This window comes from Paenibacillus riograndensis SBR5 (genome assembly GCF_000981585.1).
GTDB classification, from domain to species: Bacteria; Bacillota; Bacilli; order Paenibacillales; family Paenibacillaceae; genus Paenibacillus_AQ; species Paenibacillus_AQ riograndensis.
Window position 1 is genome coordinate 2,823,032 of sequence record NZ_LN831776.1, and the last position, 23,009, is coordinate 2,846,040.

Annotated in this window: 21 protein-coding genes and 1 pseudogene; 10 read left to right on the forward strand and 12 right to left on the reverse strand. The window is 52.0% G+C overall.

Features of this window, described 5'->3' with window-relative positions:
- The first annotated feature begins 155 nt into the window (after positions 1 to 155).
- A complete protein-coding gene (locus tag PRIO_RS11380; protein WP_020429211.1) occupies positions 156 to 1,721 on the forward strand; it encodes a glycoside hydrolase family 43 protein in 1,566 nt (521 codons plus the stop codon).
- Positions 1,722 to 1,739: 18 nt separating this feature from the next.
- Positions 1,740 to 3,194 (forward strand): glycoside hydrolase family 28 protein, encoded by a 1,455-nt coding sequence (locus tag PRIO_RS11385; RefSeq protein ID WP_020429212.1) that lies wholly within the window; start codon positions 1,740 to 1,742, stop codon positions 3,192 to 3,194.
- A gap of 8 nt (positions 3,195 to 3,202) precedes the next feature.
- Here PRIO_RS11385 and PRIO_RS11390 read toward each other — a convergent pair whose 3' ends face one another.
- Complete coding sequence (locus PRIO_RS11390; protein WP_020429213.1) at positions 3,203 to 4,087, reverse strand: helix-turn-helix domain-containing protein; 885 nt, start codon at positions 4,085 to 4,087, stop codon at positions 3,203 to 3,205.
- A gap of 73 nt (positions 4,088 to 4,160) precedes the next feature.
- Here PRIO_RS11390 and PRIO_RS11395 point away from each other — a divergent pair, with 73 nt between their 5' ends.
- From PRIO_RS11395 to PRIO_RS11405, 3 genes are read left to right on the forward strand one after another with little or no spacing between them, the layout of a single operon-like run.
- Positions 4,161 to 5,051, forward strand: coding sequence for a pectinesterase family protein (locus tag PRIO_RS11395; RefSeq protein ID WP_020429214.1), 891 nt, complete (start codon positions 4,161 to 4,163; stop codon positions 5,049 to 5,051).
- A gap of 17 nt (positions 5,052 to 5,068) precedes the next feature.
- The gene (locus PRIO_RS11400; RefSeq protein ID WP_046502388.1) at positions 5,069 to 6,097 is read left to right on the forward strand and encodes an alpha/beta hydrolase family protein; all 1,029 of its coding nucleotides are present in this window, start codon (positions 5,069 to 5,071) and stop codon (positions 6,095 to 6,097) included.
- A gap of 46 nt (positions 6,098 to 6,143) precedes the next feature.
- Positions 6,144 to 7,265 carry a glycoside hydrolase family 88/105 protein gene (locus PRIO_RS11405; RefSeq protein ID WP_407944491.1) on the forward strand — a complete coding sequence of 374 codons (1,122 nt, stop codon included), beginning with the start codon at positions 6,144 to 6,146 and terminating at the stop codon, positions 7,263 to 7,265.
- 68 nt (positions 7,266 to 7,333) lie between these two features.
- Here PRIO_RS11405 and PRIO_RS11410 read toward each other — a convergent pair whose 3' ends face one another.
- Positions 7,334 to 8,869 carry a recombinase family protein gene (locus PRIO_RS11410; protein WP_331709834.1) on the reverse strand — a complete coding sequence of 512 codons (1,536 nt, stop codon included), beginning with the start codon at positions 8,867 to 8,869 and terminating at the stop codon, positions 7,334 to 7,336.
- Between the two features lie 177 nt (positions 8,870 to 9,046).
- Between PRIO_RS11410 and PRIO_RS36010 the strand changes: the two genes are divergently transcribed.
- On the forward strand, positions 9,047 to 9,196 hold the full coding sequence (locus tag PRIO_RS36010; protein WP_157764281.1) for a hypothetical protein: 150 nt from the start codon (positions 9,047 to 9,049) through the stop codon (positions 9,194 to 9,196).
- Between the two features lie 164 nt (positions 9,197 to 9,360).
- A complete protein-coding gene (locus tag PRIO_RS11420) occupies positions 9,361 to 10,071 on the forward strand; it encodes a hypothetical protein (RefSeq protein ID WP_020429221.1) in 711 nt (236 codons plus the stop codon).
- Here PRIO_RS11420 and PRIO_RS11425 read toward each other — a convergent pair.
- The 9 genes and pseudogenes from PRIO_RS11425 to PRIO_RS11460 all read right to left on the reverse strand — a co-directional run bounded on the left by PRIO_RS11425 (position 10,066) and on the right by PRIO_RS11460 (position 18,769).
- Positions 10,066 to 11,364, reverse strand: coding sequence for an ISL3 family transposase (locus PRIO_RS11425; protein ID WP_020429222.1), 1,299 nt, complete (start codon positions 11,362 to 11,364; stop codon positions 10,066 to 10,068). The two genes, PRIO_RS11420 and PRIO_RS11425, sit on opposite strands and share 6 nt — an antisense overlap.
- 19 nt (positions 11,365 to 11,383) lie before the next feature.
- On the reverse strand, positions 11,384 to 12,565 hold the full coding sequence (locus PRIO_RS11430; RefSeq protein ID WP_020429223.1) for an MFS transporter: 1,182 nt from the start codon (positions 12,563 to 12,565) through the stop codon (positions 11,384 to 11,386).
- Between the two features lie 74 nt (positions 12,566 to 12,639).
- Positions 12,640 to 12,930: an ArsR/SmtB family transcription factor gene (locus tag PRIO_RS11435; RefSeq protein WP_046502396.1), complete on the reverse strand. Its 291-nt coding sequence runs from the start codon at positions 12,928 to 12,930 to the stop codon at positions 12,640 to 12,642.
- 133 nt (positions 12,931 to 13,063) lie between these two features.
- A pseudogene (locus PRIO_RS35505) lies at positions 13,064 to 13,192 on the reverse strand (YheC/YheD family protein); the annotation flags it as partial.
- A complete protein-coding gene (locus tag PRIO_RS11440; RefSeq protein WP_046502398.1) occupies positions 13,174 to 13,695 on the reverse strand; it encodes an N-acetyltransferase in 522 nt (173 codons plus the stop codon). The gene PRIO_RS11440 and the pseudogene PRIO_RS35505, both read right to left, overlap by 19 nt.
- Before the next feature lie 31 nt (positions 13,696 to 13,726).
- Complete coding sequence (locus PRIO_RS11445) at positions 13,727 to 14,839, reverse strand: YheC/YheD family endospore coat-associated protein (RefSeq protein WP_020429227.1); 1,113 nt, start codon at positions 14,837 to 14,839, stop codon at positions 13,727 to 13,729.
- Positions 14,836 to 16,209, reverse strand: a complete 1,374-nt coding sequence (locus tag PRIO_RS11450) for a YheC/YheD family endospore coat-associated protein (RefSeq protein WP_020429228.1) — start codon at positions 16,207 to 16,209, stop codon at positions 14,836 to 14,838. The genes PRIO_RS11445 and PRIO_RS11450 overlap by 4 nt, the downstream gene beginning before the upstream one ends.
- Positions 16,210 to 17,391 carry a YheC/YheD family endospore coat-associated protein gene (locus tag PRIO_RS11455; protein WP_020429229.1) on the reverse strand — a complete coding sequence of 394 codons (1,182 nt, stop codon included), beginning with the start codon at positions 17,389 to 17,391 and terminating at the stop codon, positions 16,210 to 16,212. It lies immediately after the preceding gene.
- A gap of 10 nt (positions 17,392 to 17,401) precedes the next feature.
- A complete protein-coding gene (locus tag PRIO_RS11460; RefSeq protein WP_020429230.1) occupies positions 17,402 to 18,769 on the reverse strand; it encodes a YheC/YheD family endospore coat-associated protein in 1,368 nt (455 codons plus the stop codon).
- Positions 18,770 to 19,043: 274 nt separating this feature from the next.
- Between PRIO_RS11460 and PRIO_RS11465 the strand changes: the two genes are divergently transcribed.
- Entirely contained in the window at positions 19,044 to 19,388 is a 345-nt protein-coding gene (locus PRIO_RS11465; protein WP_020429231.1) for a YlbF family regulator, read from the forward strand.
- 246 nt (positions 19,389 to 19,634) lie between these two features.
- Here the strand turns inward: PRIO_RS11465 and PRIO_RS11470 are convergent, their stop codons facing one another.
- On the reverse strand, positions 19,635 to 20,210 hold the full coding sequence (locus PRIO_RS11470; protein ID WP_020429232.1) for an LURP-one-related family protein: 576 nt from the start codon (positions 20,208 to 20,210) through the stop codon (positions 19,635 to 19,637).
- A gap of 176 nt (positions 20,211 to 20,386) precedes the next feature.
- On the opposite strand from PRIO_RS11470, the gene PRIO_RS11475 reads away from it, so the two are divergent.
- Both PRIO_RS11475 and PRIO_RS11480 read left to right on the forward strand, forming a co-directional pair.
- A complete protein-coding gene (locus PRIO_RS11475; protein WP_046502404.1) occupies positions 20,387 to 20,677 on the forward strand; it encodes a hypothetical protein in 291 nt (96 codons plus the stop codon).
- Positions 20,678 to 21,213: 536 nt separating this feature from the next.
- Positions 21,214 to 22,668 (forward strand): transposase, encoded by a 1,455-nt coding sequence (locus PRIO_RS11480; RefSeq protein WP_046501121.1) that lies wholly within the window; start codon positions 21,214 to 21,216, stop codon positions 22,666 to 22,668.
- Positions 22,669 to 23,009 lie beyond the last annotated feature (341 nt).

Below are 23,009 nucleotides of genomic sequence, written 5' to 3' on the forward strand. Positions count from 1 at the left end.
AAAAGCCATTCGCTGACAAGGAGTGAAATATCGGCAATATAGCATGAAAGTATAAAAACGAAGAAATAGAACATAGAAAATACAAGAAAGTTAAACATATACAAACTATAATTGGTGGTGCTTACATTTGAATTGTTTTGAGGAGGACTACTGCAATGAGAACATTCCGCAATCCGGTGCTGCCGGGATTTTATCCTGATCCTTCCGCGATCCGCGTCGGTGAAGATTATTATCTTGTGACTTCAAGCTTTGAGTTTTTTCCGGGCGTGCCTATCTTCCACAGCAAGGATCTGGTCAACTGGCGCCAGCTCGGCCATGTACTGGACCGTCCGTCCCAGCTCAATCTGGATCACACGATTCCCTCCATGGGCATATGGGCACCGACGCTCCGCTATCATGAAGGAGTTTTTTATATGATTACCACTTATGTTGATAATGACAAAAACCAGCACAATTTCTATGTTACAGCAACCGATCCGGCCGGAGACTGGTCTGACCCCGTATGGCTGGAGGATGCACCCGGCATTGACTCCTCCTTGTTCTTCGATGATGACGGTAAGGTGTATTATACGGGCAACCGGGTTCCGCCGGAAGGGCAGGATTATCCGAAGCATATGGATATCTGGCTGCAGGAGATCGATCTTAGCCAAGGCAGGCTGATTGGCCCGAAGCACAGCATTTGGCAGGGCGCCCTTAAGGTGGCTCACGCCCAGGAGGGACCGCATATCTATAAAATCGGCGCCTGGTATTACGTACTGATTGCCGAAGGCGGCACCGGGCATACTCATGCGATTACGATCGCCAGAAGCAAGAGTGTGACGGGGCCGTATGAGGGCCATAAAGCCAATCCGATTTTGACGCACCGCCATCTCGGCAGAGCTTATCCCATCGTCAATGTCGGACACGGGGAGCTTGTGGAGACCCAGCACGGTGACTGGTGGATGTTCTGCCTGGCTTCGCGGACCTGCGGCGGCTATTACCGCAATCTGGGACGCGAAACCTTCCTGACACCGGTCATATGGGAGAATGAATGGCCGGTGGTCAACCCCGGCAAAGGCGTGCTTGAATTGGAGACACCGGCTCCGGATTTGCCGGAGACAAGGTGGCCGGAGCTGCCTGCACGCGATGAGTTTACGGGCAGTGAGCTTGGGCTGATCTGGAATTTCCTGCGGACACCGCGGGGGGAATTCTGGAGTCTTACCGAGAAGCCCGGCTTCCTGCGGCTTCATTTGAAGGCGGAGCGGCTCTCGGAGATTGCCAATCCATCCTTTATCGGCAGGCGCCAGCAGCATTTGAGCTTCCGGGCGGCGGCTGACATGACGTTTCGTCCCGCTGCCGAAGGGGAGGTTGCCGGACTGGTCCTTCTCCAGAATGCGGATTACCACTTCCGGTATGAATACGGGCTGGAGGCAGGCGAACGTGTGCTGCAGTTGATTCAGCGAAAGGGCGGCAGCGAACAGCTGCTGGCGTCCGTGCCATATCCGCAGGATCAGGTGCAGCTTAAGGTGGAAGCCAGAGGACAGGAGTACAGCTTCTATTACAGATCCTCTGAAGCCGCCAAGTGGACAGCCTTCTTCGAACGGGCTGACGGCAGAGTGCTCAGCACGGACCTGGCCGGAGGTTTTACAGGAGCTTATATCGGAATGTACACAAGCTCTCAAGGCGCGGAGAGTGAAAGCTATGCCGATTTTGACTGGTTCAGCTATGAAGGACTTGAATAATAAGGGAGGTAAGGTTCAATGGGCAGCAATCCGGAAACAATAGCTTACCCGGTTCCAGAGCTTCCCCGGATTCCCGGACGGACTTTTGTGATCACGGACTATGGGGCGGAAGAAGGAGGATTTACCCTGTGCACCTCCGCTATTCAGGCTGCACTGGATGCCTGCGCCGCCATGGGAGGCGGAAAGGTTGTCATTCCGGCTGGCATCTGGCGAACGGGACCGCTTACCTTGCACAGCAGGATTAATCTGAGCGCAGACCAGGGAGCGTTGGTGCAGTTTGACCCTGATCCCGCCTTATATCCGCTGCTCTCTTCCCAATACGAAGGGAATGCCGGCTGGCGCTGTCAGGCTCCGCTCGATGGTGAAGGCCTAAGCGATGTGGCAATCACCGGAGAGGGGGTGTTCGACGGCAGCGGCGAAGGCTGGCGTCCGGTGAAGCGGTTCAAGATGACGGAGAAGCAGTGGAACCATCTGATTGAATCCGGAGGCGTGCTTGATCCGCAGGGCGAAGTGTGGTGGCCTTCCCGGGAAGCCATGGAGGGAGAAGGCTTCTGCCGGAAGCTGGCTGACAAGGGAGACACCCGCATGGAGGCGTTTCTGCCCGCCCGTGCGTACCTCCGTCCAACGCTGCTTAGCCTCCGCAACTGCCGGCGGGTGCTGCTGGACGGGCCAACCTTCCAAAATTCACCTGCCTGGTGTCTTCATCCCTTTGGATGCGAGCAGATTACCGTGCGGAATGTTCATGTCCGCAATCCCTGGTATTCGCAGAACGGGGATGGCCTCGATCTGGAATCCTGCACGCATGCTCTGGTTGAGCACAGCAGCTTTGATGTGGGGGATGACGCCATCTGCCTCAAGTCGGGCAAGGATGAGGAAGGCCGTAAGCGGGGGCTGCCCTGCCGGTATATTACCATCCGGAATTGCACGGTATATCATGGACATGGGGGAGTGGTGATCGGCAGCGAGATGTCCGGAGGTGTGCATGCGGTTCGAGTTAGCGACTGTCTGTTCATCGGCACGGACATTGGCCTGCGGTTCAAAAGCACCCGGGGAAGAGGCGGTGTGGTGGAGGATATTGTCATGGAGAATATCAGCATGACGGGAATCATCCACGAGGCCGTATCTTTTCACATGTTCTATGCAGGGGTCGAAGGATCGGAAGGGTATGACGAGCAATACTTTTCGGTTACAGAGGAAACGCCGCAGTTCCGGAAGATTACGCTCAAGAACCTTGTGTGCCATGGAGCGGCAACCGCGCTGCTCGTGAACGGGCTGCCGGAGATGCCGCTTGCTGATCTGACCATTGAACAATTCCGCGCAGTGAGTGAACGGGGAATTGTGCTGCGGCATGCTACGGGGCTTACACTGGACCGCATCTGGTTACAGACCGCGGAAACGCCGGAGATAACGGCGCATCGATGCAGCCAAGTCGTTCTCACCCAATCCGAAGACTTGACGATTACTGGGAAATAAATCAATGTCTACGGATGATGGAAATCCGTCTTGACCTTCCGCGAAGGGTGTGACCTTGCTTCTTTCCGGTATTGGAGCGGGGTCAGACCGGTTGACTTTTTGAAGGTTTTATTAAAATGGGAGAGATGTTCAAATCCGACAGCAGAGGCGATCTCCTGAATTTTGCCTGTGGACCCGGCAAGCAGGCGTTCGGCTTCCCTTACGCGGACATGAACGATGTATTCCCGAAAGTGAAAACCCGTCAGCCGGTGAAATACCCGGCTCAGGTATGAAGGACTAATGTAAAAATTACTCGCTGTCGCTTCCAGAGTCAGGGCTTCACGGTGGTGATCGCGGATATAGGTGGCGACATCCGTTACCAGATGATGAAGCGGATGTTTGGTCCCGCCGGCCTGGGAGATGTTCTCTGAACGCTGGAGAAGAATCATCAGCTCGGTGAATAAAGTGATTATGCTGGTTTCGTAATAGGACCGCTGCAGCCGGCATTCTTCCAGCATCCGGCTCATCAGGCTTTCCGCTTCGTCCTGCTCGCGCAGGTTCAGCTTGAACAGGCGGTACCCGCGGCCTTGAAACCAGATGGCTTCATTCTGCAGGGAAGGCGGCAGAAGAGCGGGGTCATAATTGATCAGAATCCGTTCGAATTCCGCGATTTCAGAGCTTGCTGTGGAATGAAGCTCCCGGCTGGAAATAAGAATAAGCTCCCCTTTATGAACCGTAATGACCCGGTCGTCCACAAAGTATACGCGCTCCCCCTGCTTCAGATAGTACAGCTCGGTTAAGTCATGGCTGTGGGGACGCGGCATTGCGGTAATGCCTTTACGTTTCATATGCTGGATGCTGTAGCGGCCTTCTTCAATATGATATTTGTGATTGGGACTGGTCAGGCTGGTCATAATTCTCCCCTTCTCTTCCGGAGCGTTACGGTTATTATAGAATAAACTTAGGTTGACAGGAAAGGAGCCGCAGATGTTAATTACAGTCTCTAAGAGTGTCGGTGAAGGGTTCAGCAGTCTACAGGCAGCGCTGGATTCCATTCCGCAGGAATACAAGGAAGCAGTAACGATTCGCATCAAGCCCGGCATTTATGAGGAAAAGGTTACAGTAAAACAGGGAACACCTCCGGTTCTCCTGCTGGGGGAGGACACGAATTCCACCATCATCACCTGGTCTGACAATGCCCACACATTAGGTCCGGACGGAGAGCCGCTTGGCACATTCAAATCCGGCACCCTGAATGTATTCGCCGAACATTTCACGGCTGAGAATCTGACCATCCGGAATGCCTCCGGTCCCGGCACCGGCCAGGCGGTGGCTGCTTTTGTAGATGCTGGTCATGCCGTATTCCGGCGTGTACGCCTGCTGGGTGACCAGGATACTTTGTATACGGGGCAAGGGAAGCAATATTATAACGAATGCTATATTGAAGGCGATGTAGATTATATTTTTGGCGCGGCTACGGCATTGTTTGAACGCTGCCGGCTGCATAACAAGCGTTCCAGGGGATATATTACAGCCGCATCAACGCCCGAAGGCGCACCGTTTGGTTATGTGTTCCTCGATTGTGAAATTACCAGCGGTGAAGGGGTAAGCGAGGTGTATCTTGGACGCCCATGGCGGCCTTATGCCCATGTGGCCTTTATCCGCACTGTCATGGACGGTTCGATTATCGGGGAAGGTTGGCATAATTGGGGGCAGCCGGACAGGGAGGAAACCAGCCGCTATGAAGAATACGGCAGCAGTGGCCCGGGGGCCAATCCTGAAGCCAGAGCTGCCTGGTCGCGGCAGCTGATTCCACAGGAAGCGGCGCAGTATAGGGTGCTGTCCGTGCTTGACGGGTGGCATCCCGAAGGCTATTAAGGGAAGGAGCACTTCGGATGGAGCCTCTGGAAGAATACATCAATAAACTGACCGGTTCAACACAGCGCAATTCGGCTTTCAGCAAGGACATCCCCTTTCAGCAGTGGCGCGACGGGCTTGCCGCAGCATTTACGGAGCGGCTGGGCGGCTTTCCGGAAACAGCTGAAGCGCTGCGGCCGGTTCTTCTGGAACGTACAAGCTGCTCCGGGTATACCCGCGAACGTATAGAGATCACTACTTATGAAGGACTTCGTATGCCGCTGTATCTTCTGCTCCCGGATCAGCCGCTGTCTACCCCCGCCCCTGCCGTTCTTGCCATTCACGGACATGGCTACGGAAGCCGAGAGATTGTCGGCTTGGACCCGGGCGGAGCGGAGCGGCCGGGAGATCCCGGGCTGCATAAGGACTTCGCGGTTTCACTGGCAAGACAGGGCTTTGTAGTGGCTGCCCCGGAACTGCTCGGCTTTGGCGACAGACGTCTGGAAGAAGACCTGGCCAGCGGCGAGCCTGGACGTAATTCCTGCTTCCGCCTGTCTTCGGCACTGCTGATGGCTGGGAAGACGATGGCCGGGTACCGTATCTACGAGACCAAGAGAGCACTGGATTATTTGCAGACAAGGCGCGAGGTTAAGGGCGGTCGCATTGGAATTATGGGTATTTCCGGCGGCGGACTGGTGGCCGGCTTCACAGCCGCGCTTGACCAGCGGATCGCCTGTGCGGTCGTAAGCGGGTATGCCAATACCTTCGCGGACAGTATTCTGACGCGTAATCATTGCCTCGACAATTATATTCCGGGGATCCTGCTGGAAGCGGAGATGCCTGATCTTCTGGGCCTCATTGCCCCGCGCGGCCTGTTTCTTGAATCGGGCGATGCCGATCATCTGTTTGGCCCCCGGGGGGCAAGAATGGCTTTAGCCCGGTTGGAGAGTATTTACGGGGCAGCACATCATTCCGGGCAGGTTGAAGCGGACTTCTTCACCGGAGGTCATGAGATTCATGGCGGACCGGCCTTTGCCTGGCTGCGGAAGCAGCTTGCCGGAGCATAAGATTAGACTGAAATGGATGACTAACGAAGGAGGAATAAAGGTGACTATAACTGAAGCAACAAGCGTTCGCTGGTCCAGTAAAATCGCGGATACGATTCTTGAAAGGTGCAATGAGCAGGGAGAGGATGAATATGTGCTGGAACGGTGGGCTTATGTTCCGGGCATGCTGCTGATGGCAATGGCCCGGGCGGGTGTCCAGCTCGGCCGGCCGGAGTATGTCTCCTATATGGAACGGCACATGGACACATTCATTGGAGAGGATGGTTCCATTCGTACCTACAGGCTGGAGGAATACAACCTGGACCAGATCAATGAGGGCAAAAATCTGTTCTTGCTGTACCAGAAAACAGGTGAAGAACGGTATGCCAAGGCAGCCGATCTACTGGCCGCACAGCTTATTGGACATCCCCGCACCTCCGAAGGAGGATTTTGGCATAAGAAGGTATACCCTTTCCAGATGTGGCTGGACGGGCTGTACATGGCTTCTCCATTCCTGGCGGAATACGGCAAGGTCTTTCAACGTCCTGAACTGATTGACGAAGCAGCACATCAGCTGCTGCTGGTCGAGCAGCGGACCCGCGATCCGCGTACTGGCCTGCTCTACCATGGCTGGGATGAATCCAAAGAGCAGGAATGGGCTGACTCGTCTACCGGATTGTCCTCCCATTTCTGGAGCCGGGCGATGGGGTGGTATGCGATGGCTTTGGTTGACTGCCTGGAGCATTTTCCGCTCGCTCATCCGAAGCGGGGGACGGTCATAGGTATTTTTCAGCGGATGTGCGGTGCGCTTCTGGAGGTCCAAGACAAGGAGACCGGCCTTTGGTACCAGGTGCTCGATCAAGGGGGGCGAAAGGGCAATTATCTAGAGGCTTCCGGCTCCTGCATGTTTGTGTATGCGCTGGCCAAGGGGCTGAGACTGGGTTATCTGGAACCATCTTTTCAAGAGGCGATGCTGAAAGGTTATGAGGGCATTGTCGAGCATTTGACTGAAGAGGATGAACACGGCGTTCACTTGCACCACATCTGTCATGGGGCGGGTTTGAGCAAAGACCGCAATGGCTCATACGATTACTATATCTCTGAGGAGGTGCTGTCGGATGTGCCTATGGGGGTAGCTCCATTATTATTAGCTTCCCTTGAAGTGGAACGGTATCAAGCAGACAGATAACAATAATTTCAGGCCAAGTAAGTTCTGCCCGGAAGACAGACCGCCGGTTCTCAACCAGCGGTCTGTCTTTATAGACGCGGATACAAGAATATCTCAAATTGCTCTTTATGCTGGCCGGGGCCCTTTTTATAAACGACTTTGTTCAGCACGGACTTCAATAACGCATTTCTGCTTATGGGATTGTCTGTCTGATAGTACGATTTAACTACAGATTCTGCAAGCGGGATGACCATGCTTCCCGCTTCTTTCCGGGCCAATTCCAGATCGAGGTCCTTCTGCACTTTGTTGATTCCCTCGGCAGCTGCTGTTATCCGCTTGGAGATATCCTGTGAACGCTCCTTAAATATCTCTTCGGTATAAATCCCTCTTTCCAGGAAATCGAATAGTTTTCCCCTCTGGTTTTCCAGCTCCTTTAATTCGTTTTGCAGTGAGGCGAGTGCCCGTTCTTTTAACCTGAGTCCGTTGTGTGGAGCCGGATGGTTTCTCTTTCCCCATTTAATCTTATAGCCGCTTAACCAAAGCTCAAGTCCTTCGATAATCCGGGCTTCAACGGTATCATATCTGCTGCTGCGCGTAGAACAGCCGGCTGTGCTGCAGCGAAAATGAGCCGGTTGCCTGGTGTACGGCCGGTAAACCATAGTTCTTCCGCACTCGGAGCACTTTACAAGTCCGGCCAGGGCTGATGTCATTCTGGGTTTGCCATCCATATTGTATTGATGCGGGGAGTGATGATGCTCTGAGAGCCTCCGCTTTGCCTTCAGGAAGGTTTCGCTGTCGATAATGGGTTGATGTTTTCCGTGTACATCAATCCACTCAGCGCGGCTCCTATGGCGTGATGAGCGGTGTCTGCTTCCGTCCTTGCTCTTCTTAACCTCTTTCTTCCCCCATTGAATTCTTCCAATGTACACTTCATTTTTTAAAATAGTTAAGACAGAAGAAGCTGACCAGCTGCCGCCTTTATAAGAGGGGACCTTAAGCCGTTCCAATTCAGCCGCAATTTTATTTCCGCCTTTTTGCTGTCCGGGATCTTCATGGGTGTACCAGGCGAAAATTTGTTTTACGATTTCAGCCTGTTCCGGATGGGGCTTCAAAGTGCGGCCGCGACCCTCGGGAAGCTTCTCAATCAAGTATCCGAAGGGCGGGCGGGTACCTATAAAGTTACCTTCTTCCGCAGCGCGCTTCCGGCCTCCCTGCATCCGGCGGGTAATAATTTTGAGCTCCTTACGGGCCATAAAAGCTTCAAATTCACTGTATTCCTCATCAAATTCATCCATCAGGTCATAGGTCTTCCGCGGAGTTATAATCTTGGTCTTGGCTGAGCGGAATGTCTCCAGGATCAATCCCTGCTCCTGCATATTGCCGCGTCCAAAACGGTCAATATCCATTACCAGGACAGCATCGTATTCACCAGATCCGACCTCTTGTAATAGCTGCAGCATTTCCGGACGGTGGACCAGGGTTTCACCGCTGACGATCTCTTCGCGGATACGAATGATATTTAAATTTAATTGCTTGGCAAGTTTGAGCAGGGCGGCCTTGTGCTTGGCCAGGGTTTCACCTTCACCGCGGCGTTCCGCATCTTCATCTGCTCTGGATTTTCGCAAGTAAAGAGCTACATCCAATATATACATCCCCTTTAGGTTAAAGGAAAATATTTATGGATGTATTATATGGGGGCTAGCATGAAAAAAACACATTCGCAAGATTAAAAATAGGAGCTGACAACCGTGGTTGTCCCCCGGTCCTCCCGGCATACACATAATGCCAGGGGGGATGCCGGCATGATTGTTGCAACCTACACATTAGGCGAGACAAAGGTTCATATCTGCGATGACCATCTTGTTACAGACCCGGATGAACGGGAGAGAGTGGAGATTGCTATTGCTGATGCCGCCTGGGCATGCCTGCAGGACAAAACAGTGCTGGAATGAAGAAGCCTTATCATTATGCCTCTACACAGAGCTTCGACAAGGAGCAGATTCATAATTAGAATGTATTCCACGTTAAATAATCAGATGGCTAATCCATCAACTTTAGTACTGTGAGAATGTTCCACATTTGGGTAATAACTATTAATCAGATGAGGAGGTATATCATGAAAAAAATATGGTTTACTACAGCGACTGGCATTCTTCTGTCCGCCTCAATCCTTGGTGCATGCAGTAACAATGAAACAGCAAATGAGGCGGAGCCTACAGCGTCAAGTGCAGCGGCTACGCCTGTGGTTGAAGCTTCAGCCGCTCCTGAGCCTTCTGCTGCTCCCACAGCCACGGAGGCGCAGGAGTCCGCCAGTCCGGACGATACGGGTCCCCAGGCAACCGAACGTCCGAAAACCCGGACATTCGGTGAACAGGAGGGAGGGGGTTCAGGTCAGACAGGTACACTTGAGCAAGGCGACGGGTATTCCCTGTATGTGTTTGAGGACTTCACATTAGATGCACAGTCCGGCCGTTTATCACTCACTAAGGACCCCGCCTATTATGCTGATATCGAACACCTGGCGGCCGGTTACGATCTCGCCGCTCTGAAGCAACAGGGGCAAACTGAACTTTCTGCAATGGGTAAGGTAAGTGACCATAGCGGGGAACTGTTTGAACATCCTCTGGGTTTTGCAGATTTATATCTGCAGGCTGCCGGTGATAAGGGAATAGAGGATTACATGGTGTGGAAGAATCAGGCGGGGGAAGCTTTTCTTTTCCGGATACACAATCCCAAGGGTGAATTGTCGAATAAATTTGTCCCGTGGGTCATGGTTTCACTGGCAACACTGGAAAATTCGGATTTAATGGTGGAGGAGGGCTTATAGCTGGCCCTTCTCCAATTTCTCGATCAAGGTGGAAAAATCGATTCCCGGCAAGATTATTTCTTCTGGCTCACGAACAATTCCAATAGGTGGCAGATTAAACATCGGGAAGTTTTCCTCAGGCTTACGTTGCTTTTTAAGTCCCTCTGTAAAGAGTATTTTGGCTCGTAGGGCTTCAAAAGAGTAACCCCTGCCTAAACGATTAATGACTCGAATAAGGCTGTTTAGAGACTCCATATAAGCGTTTGTAATGCGATGGTCGAAGTAGGCGAATATTTCCTCTTCCCAGTTCTTCATAGCCTTTGTAAGTGGTTCAAAAGCGGATTGCAGTTCAGTTGGTATTTTAGCTTTCCATTCATTGTATTTAAGGAATGCCGTCTGTCTGCTATCACATTCCCAAATATCGAAAAATGATTCCTTTAAGTCATAAGCAGTGCCGAGAGAAGGATGATTCTTTGTCCAAAGGTCAAGCGTAATTTTATCCATCTCTGTAAGCGCTGTATGGCGTTTTAGGAGGATAAAACGGTCGTGCATCAGCCCGCGGCGTTCTTTTGGCGATAATCCTTCTCGGAGCTGCTTACGAATGGTTTCTAACGCTTGGTTTGCCATACGGACAACGTGAAACTTATCGACGATGATAAGAGCTTTTGGCAATATAGCCCTCACGGCGTCCTTATACGGTTGCCACATATTCATCGTGACATATTGTATTTCTCCTCTATTTGGAAGGCCTGAGAGGTAGCCTACAACGGTTTCCTTGTTACGATTGGGTAAAACATCTAACAAAGTACGTTCCTCAATGTTGGTTAAAACGCATCTTGGCTTAATAATGTGTATTTCGTCAATCCCAAGCCAATTAGGAGTTTCAAATCGAAGCGTTTCTTTAAGACGATTGATGTAATCACGAAAGATGTTACGTATCGTTTTTTCATGCAATCCAACATCCTCGGATATGCTGACAAACGTGCGTTGAAGGCTTTGCTTCTCTATATAAGACAATAATCGTTTGGTACAGTTTCGCTTTTCGTCTATGGTGTGGTCTAAGTGTTCCCAAAAAGTTCGATTGCAGTCTCTACAGCGATACCTCTGACGCTTTATAAGAAGGCCTACACGCTTGCCGTGAATAGGCAAGTCCATACAGATCTGCTCCCTGCTATCGTGTTTGTAGAGGTTGGCTATACATCCACAATGAGGGCAAGCCAAAGGTGGAGAGCTCGTCACCACTTGTATTAGAAAATCAAATTCATTCTCACTAATACTTAGGATGTTGAATTTTGAAAGATTTAGAATATCCATATGAATTTCTTCTATGCATTTATGATGCAATCTCCTTCTCTGTTTTCGCGTGACTGGACAAAATACCGCTGAATATGAAAGATAACAACGAACCGGCAAAGCATATAGCCGCAAACATGCCTACGGCGGAAAAACCGTTAAAAGTCGCGTAAATCAGGCCTGCGATCCAAGAACCGAGCGTTGTCGCAGCGTACATGATTGAATTGGCCAAGCTGGAGATTGTGCCGCGGATGGTCGGATTTAATGAATTCAGCATTCCCAATATTAGGGGAAAAGCGATCCCCATATTAACGAATATGAAAAAGTAAACACCTTCGAAAGCCGCAACTGATGGCAAGTGAGGCAAAACAATAAAACATGCGATGGAGACAAGAAAGCCCACAACCAGCGTATTGAAACGGTTTAACGTTTTGATCACATAGGCACCGCCGAAGCTCCCGACTATATTCCCGAGACCAAGAAAAAACATCACGTACCCCGCTTGATCAACTGAAAGGTGAAAGCGATCCGTCACCCATTTTCCAATGAAAGAAAAGGCAGCAAAGAATCCACATTGAAATAAGAAATGAGCGAGGAAAGCCTTTCTCGCCATTCGGCTATTCAATAGTGGGATGTATCTACTGAAAATCGGAATCTTGGTTTTTTGGCCTTGATCCGGTTTCATTTCGGGCAAAGCATAGAAGATGAATACCGCTACCAATAATGCACATGCACCGATTGTAAAAAAAGGATAATACCAATGGGTTGAGGCAAGCAGACTTCCAATAGGGATGCCGAACGCTTGGGAAGCAGCCAAGCCTGCCATGACGATTCCTGATACTTTGGCGATTTTTGACGTCGGAAACAGAGCAGGGATCGAGGCCCAGACTTGAGGCGCCGTAAATGATGCGCTGACTCCGGCTAAAAAACGGAAGAAGAACATCGACCAAAAACCTGTGGCAAAGCCGCATAACATGGTTGAAACCGAGAAGCAGACCATGCCGGCAAGCATTACTTTTTTACGATCCCATCCATCGGAAAGCGGTCCAGCAATCAGTGCAAAAATGGCATAACCTAAAGCATAAGACCCTACCATCCAACCGGAATATTCGGTCGGGATATGAAACAAGTCCTGAAGAGTGGGGATGAGCGGAGAAATCAAAAACGTATCCGTACCGATAACAAACATGATGAGGAAAAATAAAGCAGTTAATTTGATCATTCTATTCACCCTTTGCAGTTAGTTCTATAGTTCAAGGATTATTGAACTAATGAAATAAAAAAAAGGATTTCTTTCTACAACGTATCCAGAAATCCGGGTAAGTAAGTTTGAAATGACTCCAAATCGATGCTCATATACTTCGCTTGAGCTTCTTTTCGTACCTTGATCAATTTCGCCTCCTTTAAAGCACGCAAGTGATACGAAGTATTCGATTTTGTAGTATCGCGAATGTGTCCTACTTCTCCACAATTCATCTCCTTCTTGCTGGCGTATAGAGCCCGTATGATGTCCAATCTTGTTTCATCAGCTAACGCCTTAAATATTTTGACTCTGAGCTCATCATTTATTATTTTTTGAGTAGTCATAAAACCATTGTACTAAGATACCGCTACAAATCAAGTCTTTAGAAAAATACCACCATATTCTCCGATTTTTAAGTGACCAAAAAATTAAGGGGTGCCGAAATCACTGGATCTGCAAATACGTCTATAAAAAACGTGTAAACACAAAGACATCCAGGCCCATTCGGCTGCCTTCAATAATCATTTTCCGGTATACGCTTTTCTCTTCGAGCTGTTTCGCATCGTTCATATAGAGCGTTAGGATGCCTAAGACGGGTTCTGGCACAGGAGTTCACCTTCTTGTAGAAGATTTGTGGGCAGGCTGGCTGGGTGCAGCGGCGAACGGAGCAGCAGTGTCGGCTTGCCGGTAGGCCCCCGGTTCAGCGCCACCGCCACAAGCCCTGTGTTGAAGCACATCTTCAGGCTGGCGGCATTGTCGCTTGCCACGGTGCATTCGAGAGTGCCGAGGCGTTCCAGCTGTGCGGTCAGCAGCGCCGTCCCGGTGCGGCGGTTCCGGTATAAGGGATGGACGGCGACAAGGCAGGCTTCCTTGCCGAAGCCCGACACGAAGCTGACGCCTGCAAGCTGGCGGCCGTTCTGGCCGCGTACGGTGGCGGCCAGAAGAGACACGCCGGGCTGTGACAGCTGCTCCGGCGTCAGCCGGGCCAGCACTCTGCATCCGCGAAGTGTAATCCGCTTCTCCCCATATTCCCTCAAGAACTCCAGCAGACCAGCCAGCCTGATTTTCCACCGTTCCGGGTTGCTGTCAAAGAGGGATGATATCTGCATGGGTGTCACATCCTTTATTGGGCTTCATGGGCTATTTGCGGTGACGGGACAGATGCTGGCTGAACTGGAAAATCCGTTCCAGCGACAGCTTGCGGATGGCCGGCTCATCGAATTTCATCGGGCGGGAGTTAGCTTCAAAAAACCACAGTCCGCCTTCTTCATCAACGCCCAGATCCATCGACATTTCTCCAAGCATGGTTCCGGATGCCCGTTCGATCTGCCGGGCGATCAGCAGGGCGGTCATGGGCACACTCTTCAGAATGGCCGCCGCCCGCTCCGCCCCGAAGGTGCCTTCCAGCATGCTGGCAGGCTCTTCGATGCTGCCGCCGCGCGGCACATGGGTCGTTATGCTCCGGGCTCCGGCCAGCCGCGCCCCAATGCCGGTTACCGCCCAGGCCCCCTTGCCGTTCTTCTGCAGCAGCACGCGTAGATCGAAGGGGCGGCCGTGGTGTGCAGCAAGCTCAATCGCCTGCTGCACAATATAACGTGAAGCTCCCCGTTCTTTGCCGATCCGTGCCCATACACGGTCCAGGGATGCCGCTTTATACGTCACATTTTTTTTACCGCTCTGAATTTGCAGCCGGTAAGGGAGGTTGGCATCAAGGCGGTATTTCAGCCGCATAATCCCTTTGCCCGCCTTGCCGTTCTCCGGCTTGAGGTAGAGGCTGTCATGATTTTTCAGCATCGCCACCAGCGTGCTGGCGCTGCGTAGGCGTCTCGTTTTGGGCACATGCTTCGATGTGGCCCGTGATTCCTTTAACCATTCAAAGAGATTCCATTTGTTAAAGAAGTTAGGGTTGTAAAGATGGATTTCGGGATGCTCCAGACATTCTGCTATTTTGCGGGCAACCGAGGCCCTTTCCTCCTCTTCGCGGTTGGGAATCCGGTTATAAACGACCTGAGGCAGCGGCATGGGTGTGCTGTACCAAATCCTGCCGTTTGAGGAAGGGACGTAGCCGTTTATCACCGGTTCATCCAGCTTCAGATCGCGGACGGTGACGACATACACCAGATAGCCCATTTCCTTGCCGGTACGGATAATATCACGGAAGTTTTCGCGGTTTCCACGGAACTGCCGCAGTTTGTCGCTGGTTGTCAGAATGGCAATCACTGGTTTGCCAAGGTCAGGGATTCGGCTGTTCACAGTTCATCCCTCCTGCGGAATTTGCTGAGGTATAGACAATGCTCCAGAATATGCTCAATGGAAGCTTTGCCCTCAGCGCGCAGAGATGGATGACGGAAGATCGAGCGTCCCGGTTTGGCATTCGCCTCGAACATCCAGATGTCCTCATCCTGGTCAATTCCAAGGTCAAAGCCAATTTCGCCGAGCAGATGCCGGTGCTGAAGCTCCAGGGATTCGGCCAGTTTCACAGCTGTCGCTTTGGCCCGCTGCAGCACTTCGTCGGCTCTGGCCCCGAAGACGCGGCCGAGCGCCTGCTGCGGAGTGAGCAGCGCACCGCCGTTCTTGAGATGGGTGGTGACGCTGCCCCGGCCGGCTTTTTTGGCTCCGATACCGACGACAACCCATTGATTGCTGCCGTTCTTGTGCATGTGAAAACGGAAGTCGATCGGGCAGCTGTCGATTTCAATGAGCCGGATGCCCTGCTGGACCACGTAGCTTTGCAGGCTATTGCCATGCCGGCTCCGCAGCATCCGCATCAGGCTGTCGAAGCTGGCAAAGCGCAGCAGCACGTTTTTGCCGTTCTTCCGGTAACGGGCGAAGTAGCCCTTCTTCTGAAGGTAGGTCAGCCGGTATATCCCGTGTCCCAGGCTGCCGGCGGAAGGCTTATAATACACGAAATGATGGCGGTCGAGCATATCACGCATCTCTTCCGGGCTCGGGTTGCTGCGCGTTTCGGGGACAAAACGATTAGCCACGCCGTCATTCTCCAGCATCCGGTAAATATCTGATTTATTGAAAAAGCTCCAGTTGAAATAAGGAATCTTCTTGCGTCCGAACCGTTCGCGAAGCTGGTTGATGTACGGTGAAGTCTCCGCTCTGCGGCTGGGGAGACGGTTGTAGACAACATCCGGCAGCGGAACCAGCTTGCGCTCGAATTTGCCGCTCGCGTTCAGGAAATAGCCGTTGACCCGCTCCTGCTGCCAGTCAATATCACGCGGCATGAACGCAAAGATATAGCATTTGTTGCTGCCTTCGCGCAGCAGCTGCTTGATGAAGCCCGTACGGGAGCCAAAAGGGTTCCCCGGTGAAGACGGCCCGTCGGATAACACGCCGACAAGCGGACCAAGCTGAACTTCGTCATTCTGCAGATTGCGGAGATAGACGCCTCCGGACTTCGGAATTTTGATTGCGCTCTTCACTCCCGAAGCGAGGAACAGATGTTTCCCGGCACGTTTGATCGGCTTGATCGTTGCCGGAATCGCATCTTTGCCAAGCCGCAGGCGGATGTTTTTCTTGCCGGACAGTTTGAGGCTTTTCATCAGTTCGCCCGAAACGTAGACAACTCTTTGGGGCTGCTTGGTGAAATGCACATTGCAAAAAGTGAGACCCATTTATGAATCCTCCTTAGGAACCATTGATATATCATTCTCCCTATATAATGGAGCGGTCCAGCGGCGAACACCCGCACCCGCCGCAGATGTGAGCAGCAGATGCCGGGTATAGCGCAGCGGATTCTCGGCAGCGAGTCTAGCAGCCCGGCGGTCGCCCGTCAGCCGGAACACGGTGCGCCCTGGCTTGGAATTGGCTTCAAGCAGAAAGATTCTCCCGGCGGAATCAAGGCCGAAATCGAGACCCAGCTCTCCGAGTCTGCCGCAGGCTTCCTCCAGCAATGGAGAGAGATAAGCCGCCGCCCCGGCCAGTTCCTGCAGCAGCTCCCCTCCTGACTCCCCGTATTCTGCAAGCAGGAATGGCAGGGGAGCGACTGCAGTTCCTCCACCGTGCAGATTGGAGGTAAGGGAGCCGCGGCTGCCCAGCCGTACGGCCATGCCGGTCAGCATCCAGACACCGCGGCCGTTCTTCTGCATAAGCACGCGCACATCGAACGGCTGGCCGCGGCTGTCTGTAAGCTGTAAATAAGGCTGTATAATATAGCGGCGCAAGCCGATGAAGTCGTGGATCCAGCCCAGCCCTTCATCCACCGTGCCGAATACATGGTGAAAAGGGTGATTAGCCCCATCCCGCCCGCGCAGGTTAATTCCTCCGCCTTGGCTCCGGGGCAGTCTGACAGCATGCAGGGTGCGTTTGCCGTGCGAGCCGGCTCTGGGCTTCAGGAACACCCCGGCATCTCTTTCCGCAAGCATGGTTCCCAGCTCCCTGGAGTTCTTATAGAGCCGGGTTTCGGGCAGAAGCCCCGCAGCACGGCGGCTCCGCCGGAGAATTTCATAGACCCTCCACTTATCGGGCAGTCCGCGCGACCAGGGAAGGGAGCGGGATAGCGCGGCCAAGGCGGAGGAAGCAGCTTTTTTTTCCTGCGGACCGGTGTTTAGACAGCGGTTGTACAGGACGTCGGGGGCCGAGGCCCGCGCGGGCTTCCACTCCCCGTTCTCCCAGGCATATCCGCTGACGGTTCGACCGTCACCGGCTACGCCATCCGGGCAAAACACGATGACCTGGAGATTGTACAGCGGGGCTGCCCGGCATAGTTGGCTGCAGAACTCCCGTTCTGCGATTGGGGGATTCCCATGGCCCCGGCTTATCATAATGCCCAGGAACCCCATTGCTGTCTCCGTCATGATGTCCTCCTTATAATCCGGCCAGATAACGGCAGTATAAAATCATTTGTTTTACGGACGGCCGGATCTTTTGATCGTTCAGCGGGGTGTTGTCATTTTTGGATGGCTTGGAGTTGACCTCCAGCAGCCAGATTCTGCCCGATTGATCCAGAGCGAGATCGATACCCAGCTCTCCGAAATGTGCGGGGATATACGTTTCTACACCCCTGGCAATGGCCAGGGCGGCCCGCGGAAGCAGAACCTGCGTGTTCTCTTTCACTCCGGAGGGCAGGCTGCTTTTCGCTATAGCCTCACGTGCTGTGCTAAGCGTCCCCCCGCGGGCCAGATTCGAGACAAAATGGTTGCTGCCTGCAGTCCGGGCGACAATTGAAGTAACGCCCCATTTTCCGGTGCCGTTCTTTTGCACAAGGGCCCGGAAATCGACTGGCCGCCGGCCCAGCTCCAGCAGGGGCAGGCCCTGCTGAATCTGGTAGCGGGTGGTTTTCATTTTGGGAGCGACGGATTGGAACAGCTTTGCCAGACTGGGATAAGTTTGTTTGCGCGTGCCCATCGGCGTGGTGGACAGCAGCCGGTAGCTGCCGCTCTCATCCTTGGAAATGCGCAGAATGCCTTTGCCGAGACTGCCGCGAACCGGCTTAAGAAACACACTGTTATAGGTTCCGCACATTTTTTTGAGTATCGCGAAACCCTTCAGGGCATGGGATTCCGGCAGATACCGCTGCAGGGTGGCGTCCTGGGCCAGCGCTTCAAATACCTCAGTCTTGTCAAGAAATTTTTCATTGAAAAAATGTGTCCCATAGCGGGATTTTACATCCGCCAGAAAATGCTGTACGCTAGGTTTGTTCTCCATCTTTCGCGTGGTAAGCCGATTGTTGATCACATCGGCAATAGGCAGACTCAGCTTACGCCAGCCTTCGTCGTATACCCAGCCCTGAATGGAAGTGCTGTGCGTTCCGAGCGCTTCCGGGGTAAAGAAATATACATAGGCTCCTTGTGCATGGCAGGCATTGGTCAGCTCCCGGCAGAACATGGTGATCGGGCCGAACAGCCTGTCGGGTTGATCCGGATGGTCACGGCTCACCAGCACTCCGATTATCGGCCCAAGGCGCAAGATGCGGCTTCCTGAGCTATAGGAAACATTGAGCGCCAGTCGTTGCCGGAGCCCAAGCCGCCGCGCCAGTCCTTCGCTGACGCGGAGAATGTCGGATTTGGGCACCGGAATGACCGTAACCTCCTGCCGGAAAGATCCGAAGGTGAGCTGGATGGTTCCATGCGCCGGTATTTTGAGCTTCTTCATGGATTTTTCGCCAAGCATTACGGCGTTTTCCTGCAGGATGCCCGAGTGGACCGTTTGGACCGGGATCTTGAACTTAGACATCGTGGATCTCCTTCCGGTAGGCAGCATGATGCCGGCTATTTGAATCTTAAGGGTTACATATCATTCATCATATGGAGACATCTGACCCTTGGTGATTGACCTATTTGCTAAAAAGCCGTACTGGGCGGAATTCTCCGCCGGCAGAGGGTACAGAATCAGCAGCACACTAAAACAGGGAGCGGCTAACAAACTCAGGCAAAAGCTGCCGGAGCGAGTTTTGTACGAAGTAAATGCAGGAAGAAATGCTAACAAAACTTTTAGGAGGAACTCTATTATGAACGTAATCGACAAGGCGCATGAATTGGCACGGGCCATTAAGGACAGCAGTGAGGTAGCCGATATCACAAGCGCGATGAGGGTGATTGAAGCGGATCAGGAGAGCAAACGGATGCTGGACAACTTCCGGCAGAGCCAGATCGAGCTGCAGCAGCGGATGATGAACGGGGAAATGCCTCCGCAGGAAGAAATGGAAAAGATGGAGAAGCTGTTCGAGGTGCTTAACCTGAATCTGGGCATCCGCCGTTTATTCGATGCAGAACGCCGTCTAAGCGTGGTTATTGAGGATGTGAACAAAATTATTACTGACAGCCTGTCGCAAATGTACGGCGGTGCACAATAAGTTATTGAGTCTTTACGGGCACACTGGATATACCGAAAAAAAGCGAAGGGCCGCTCCACCAGCCATACGGCTGAAGGAACGGCCCTTTTTTTGTAAAAATATAAGCATTTATATGCCAACGGCAGAAATACCGTTGTTAGAGCGCTGGCGGCCGGGTTGCCCGGAAACAACAGCAGAAATACCGTTGTAGGATCGCCGTCGGCCGGATTGCCCGGCAACCCGGTCAAGCTCGCGCAGGCAGGCGCCTTAGTCCTGCTTACCTTCCACTGCGCAGAGCAGAATCCCGGCAGCCAGCGCAAGGCGGCGGTCAAGCAAACCTTTGCGGTCCTCGGAGAAGTCAGCGATAATCTTCGTGACAAAGGGATTGAAGTTCTGCCGGAAGGCTGGAATGGTGATGTCTCTGAGCTCAATATTATATTTTTGCGGAATCAGTGTAATGAACCTGCGCAGCAATGCCATAAAGGTGCTGTTTTCCTTGATCAGCCCGATTTCTTGATCCCGGCTGTCCAGCAGAATCCATTCATCCTTCACAATGGATTTAAGCCCTTTGCGGCGCAGTGCGCCGAGATGCTCACCGGTTTGTGAGTCATGCACATCATACGTGGCGCTGAAATCAATCACATTGCGTGCTTTAATGCGCAGCAGTTCTGTTTCCATCCCCTCATCGGTGAACAAAGCAATGTCTTCTTTCAGCTTGAAGGCTTTCATTTGGGAATACATAACCAGCTCCTCCGAGCTGTTGTAGATATGCAGTTTGGCTCCCATGATGGAAAATACTTTTTTGCGGATAATGTACTCGGAATAGTTAAATGCGTTGTTCAATGAAAATCCCCCTCCTGAAATGGTTCAATCATCTCACATGACCGCACTCCTTTGCTATAAGTAAAAGCTCAGCCCGGCATGTTTTTTCCGACTTGTCTCATATTTCAGGAAGCCTGTTCATAGAGTAGAGATATAGAGTCAATTGAACAACCTTGTGGAAGAAGGAGCTGTTATCGATGAAAAAAAGAAACAAATTCAAGCATGTCATCTACATGCTGGCGGCACTGGCCATGCTGCTCTACGCGCTGCCGCACCTGTCTTTTCAGAACGGCCCCGGCTGGGTGCTTGGCTTTGGAGTGGTCTGGTGTGTTTTTGCTTTTCTGGTCATTGCTGCGCATCTGCATTTCATTATCGGCGTGGATGAAGAGAAGCACAAGCAGCTGGAAGCCGTCCGCAGACACAAGCTGGAGCAATGGCAGGGCAAGTGGAATAAAGAAGCAGCCAGAGCGTCACAGAGATCATCTTAAAACCAATGTCTTATATCATTTAATCCTCTGAAACCGCTAAAAGCAGCGGGAACGGGGGATTTTTTCATGTAACCTGCTGAACCTGCCAGGCGCCGGGCCGTGGCTTTAAGCTGCCGGATGCTGATTTTTCTCAGCCGGAGGGACTACGAAATCAGAAACGGAAGAGCAGAATCACAGGAAGCCGCAGAAGTGAAGCGGAACTAGCAGACTTAAGCTGGCGAAGTATATTCCTGAAGAGGGAGTAGAGAGGCTCTCTACCCAAGTTAGCTCAGACCCGCATTCTATTGCACTTTCTACAGCAGAAAACCTGTAAATCGGCCGGAATGCCCAATCTATTGCAGTCTGTGCATTAGAATTCCATGGAGAAGCTGTTTTTGACTCCAAACCCGGAAATCAGCTGCACAAAAGAGACAATTTCATAATTCAAAACCCTTGCTAGGATTGGTTTTTTTGAGCATAGAAAAGGGAGTACCTCCCCAAATCTCGAAGATATAGGTGACCAAACCAACATCCGAGAATGAAAAGAGGTAATCCCCATGTATTCTATTCGGCAAGAAGAGCTGTTTTCCTTTGAGGATTTGTTGCTGATGCGACCGGAAGATAAATACAGTCAGATCTTTGAACACTTAAATCTCGCTCCGGTCTTGCACGCGCTTGGAAAAAAGAACAACCGTGGGCGGCCGGAAGAACTAAACGTACCCGCGATGATCTACTCGCTGCTCATCGCAAAAATGGAGGGCATCGAGTTTGTATCCGCGTTGGTCCGGCGACTTCGATTCAGCGAGGAATTTCGGGTGCAGTGCCGGTTCACCGGTTCCAACCGCATCCCGAGCGAAGCCTCGTACTCCCGTTTGATTCATGTGCTTGAGCAAACGGGCATGCTCGAGGACCTTCAGGATACTCTGGTGCTGTCCGCCCTGGAGGAAGAGTTCGTTACGGGTATGCATCTCGCTTTGGATTCCTCTATCGTTGAGGCTTGGGATAGCCTATTTAGCGAAGCTGCATCCAAACGCCGCGCGGCCCGCCGTGCTAAAAAGCCAAGTGATGCTCCGGTGGCTCAGCAGCTGCAGCTAGAACTCACCGAGCCCGAGTCCGAGCCTGTGGACGAGCGGCCCAAAAAACCCGTCTACCCGCCTGGACGTCCTTCTGCTGAAGAAAAGGAACGTCGGCGCAAGGAACGGGAAGCTTATGAAGAGAGCCTAGGACCGTTTGAGAAAACCATTGAACAGATGCTGCCCTACACGTACGATGAATTGCTTGCAGCATTACCCCGGCATGCCGCGCGTTGTGACAAGAAAAATGCGAAAGGTAGACTTACCAGTTATTACGGGTTCAAGGCAAATCTGCTGGTCGATGCGGACTGTCAGTATATTCTTAGTGGCTTATGGAGTTCGGCGAATTTGAATGACCAGCGCATGGCGGTTATCCTTCTCAAAGGCCTGCTCCTGAAGTTTCCTAGGTTAAACGTAAAGCATGTCTTGGGAGACAAAGGGTACGACAGCGCAGCCATCTACCAGTTGATTCATTCGTTAGGCGCCTATCCTACGATTCCAATGATTCACCACAAAGAGCCGCCCAAGGGAATGAACTCGGACTACAATCCCGTATGCTCACAGGGGCATACCTACCGCTACGACAGTTTTGATGCCAAGTACGAAACGCTGAAGTATACCCAGCCGAGCCAGTGCAAAGACTGTCCACTTTCCGGTTCCGGCTGCCAAAAGGTGTTTAAAATCCGCATACAAACGGATTTACGCAAGCACACCTATCCCGCAAGAGGTAGCGAGAGCTTTACAGAGCTGTACAAGAAGCGTACGGCAGTGGAGCGAGTTTTTGCATATCTTAAAGAGTATTTTGGCATGAAACGTACGCGTCACCGCGGCGTCCGGGCAAGAGTTGATTTCCAGCTCAGTACACTAGCTTACAATCTCAGCAAGTTTGCGCTAGACAAGTTAAACCAGCGGTTACGCAACTCCCAGCAAGTGGCCTGATTTTTTAAAAAATGACCTTAGATTTTGGCCGAGTCTTGCTATTCAGCAAACTGAATTATGAAATTGACTCCAAAATACAGCAGAATGCGATTCGACGCAGAATAATAAGCTTTCTATTGCACAAAGTACAGTCACCTATTACTCCGCTATTACGATCCACAATGAAGACTGCCGATTTCATATTTTATAATTCTTCCTTAAAAGTCCACTCTCAAAAATTGAGAGTCTATGCAAGTAGAAACGGCTACGCCGTGCTTATAAGGAGCCTATGCTTCCGAAGCAGCGATACAGAGTATCGCTTTCAGGTACCCGTTTCAGCGAGAAATAGAAGGAACATTTAT

Coding starts and splice junctions, on each gene's coding strand:
- PRIO_RS11380 (WP_020429211.1), top strand. CDS start 156: ATGAGAACATTCCGCAATCCGGTGCTGCCGGGATTTTATCCTGATCCT.
- PRIO_RS11385 (WP_020429212.1), top strand. CDS start 1,740: ATGGGCAGCAATCCGGAAACAATAGCTTACCCGGTTCCAGAGCTTCCC.
- PRIO_RS11390 (WP_020429213.1), bottom strand. CDS start 4,087: ATGACCAGCCTGACCAGTCCCAATCACAAATATCATATTGAAGAAGGC.
- PRIO_RS11395 (WP_020429214.1), top strand. CDS start 4,161: ATGTTAATTACAGTCTCTAAGAGTGTCGGTGAAGGGTTCAGCAGTCTA.
- PRIO_RS11400 (WP_046502388.1), top strand. CDS start 5,069: ATGGAGCCTCTGGAAGAATACATCAATAAACTGACCGGTTCAACACAG.
- PRIO_RS36010 (WP_157764281.1), top strand. CDS start 9,047: ATGATTGTTGCAACCTACACATTAGGCGAGACAAAGGTTCATATCTGC.
- PRIO_RS11420 (WP_020429221.1), top strand. CDS start 9,361: ATGAAAAAAATATGGTTTACTACAGCGACTGGCATTCTTCTGTCCGCC.
- PRIO_RS11425 (WP_020429222.1), bottom strand. CDS start 11,364: ATGGATATTCTAAATCTTTCAAAATTCAACATCCTAAGTATTAGTGAG.
- PRIO_RS11430 (WP_020429223.1), bottom strand. CDS start 12,565: ATGATCAAATTAACTGCTTTATTTTTCCTCATCATGTTTGTTATCGGT.
- PRIO_RS11435 (WP_046502396.1), bottom strand. CDS start 12,930: ATGACTACTCAAAAAATAATAAATGATGAGCTCAGAGTCAAAATATTT.
- PRIO_RS11440 (WP_046502398.1), bottom strand. CDS start 13,695: ATGCAGATATCATCCCTCTTTGACAGCAACCCGGAACGGTGGAAAATC.
- PRIO_RS11450 (WP_020429228.1), bottom strand. CDS start 16,209: ATGGGTCTCACTTTTTGCAATGTGCATTTCACCAAGCAGCCCCAAAGA.
- PRIO_RS11455 (WP_020429229.1), bottom strand. CDS start 17,391: ATGACGGAGACAGCAATGGGGTTCCTGGGCATTATGATAAGCCGGGGC.
- PRIO_RS11460 (WP_020429230.1), bottom strand. CDS start 18,769: ATGTCTAAGTTCAAGATCCCGGTCCAAACGGTCCACTCGGGCATCCTG.
- PRIO_RS11465 (WP_020429231.1), top strand. CDS start 19,044: ATGAACGTAATCGACAAGGCGCATGAATTGGCACGGGCCATTAAGGAC.
- PRIO_RS11475 (WP_046502404.1), top strand. CDS start 20,387: ATGAAAAAAAGAAACAAATTCAAGCATGTCATCTACATGCTGGCGGCA.
- PRIO_RS11480 (WP_046501121.1), top strand. CDS start 21,214: ATGTATTCTATTCGGCAAGAAGAGCTGTTTTCCTTTGAGGATTTGTTG.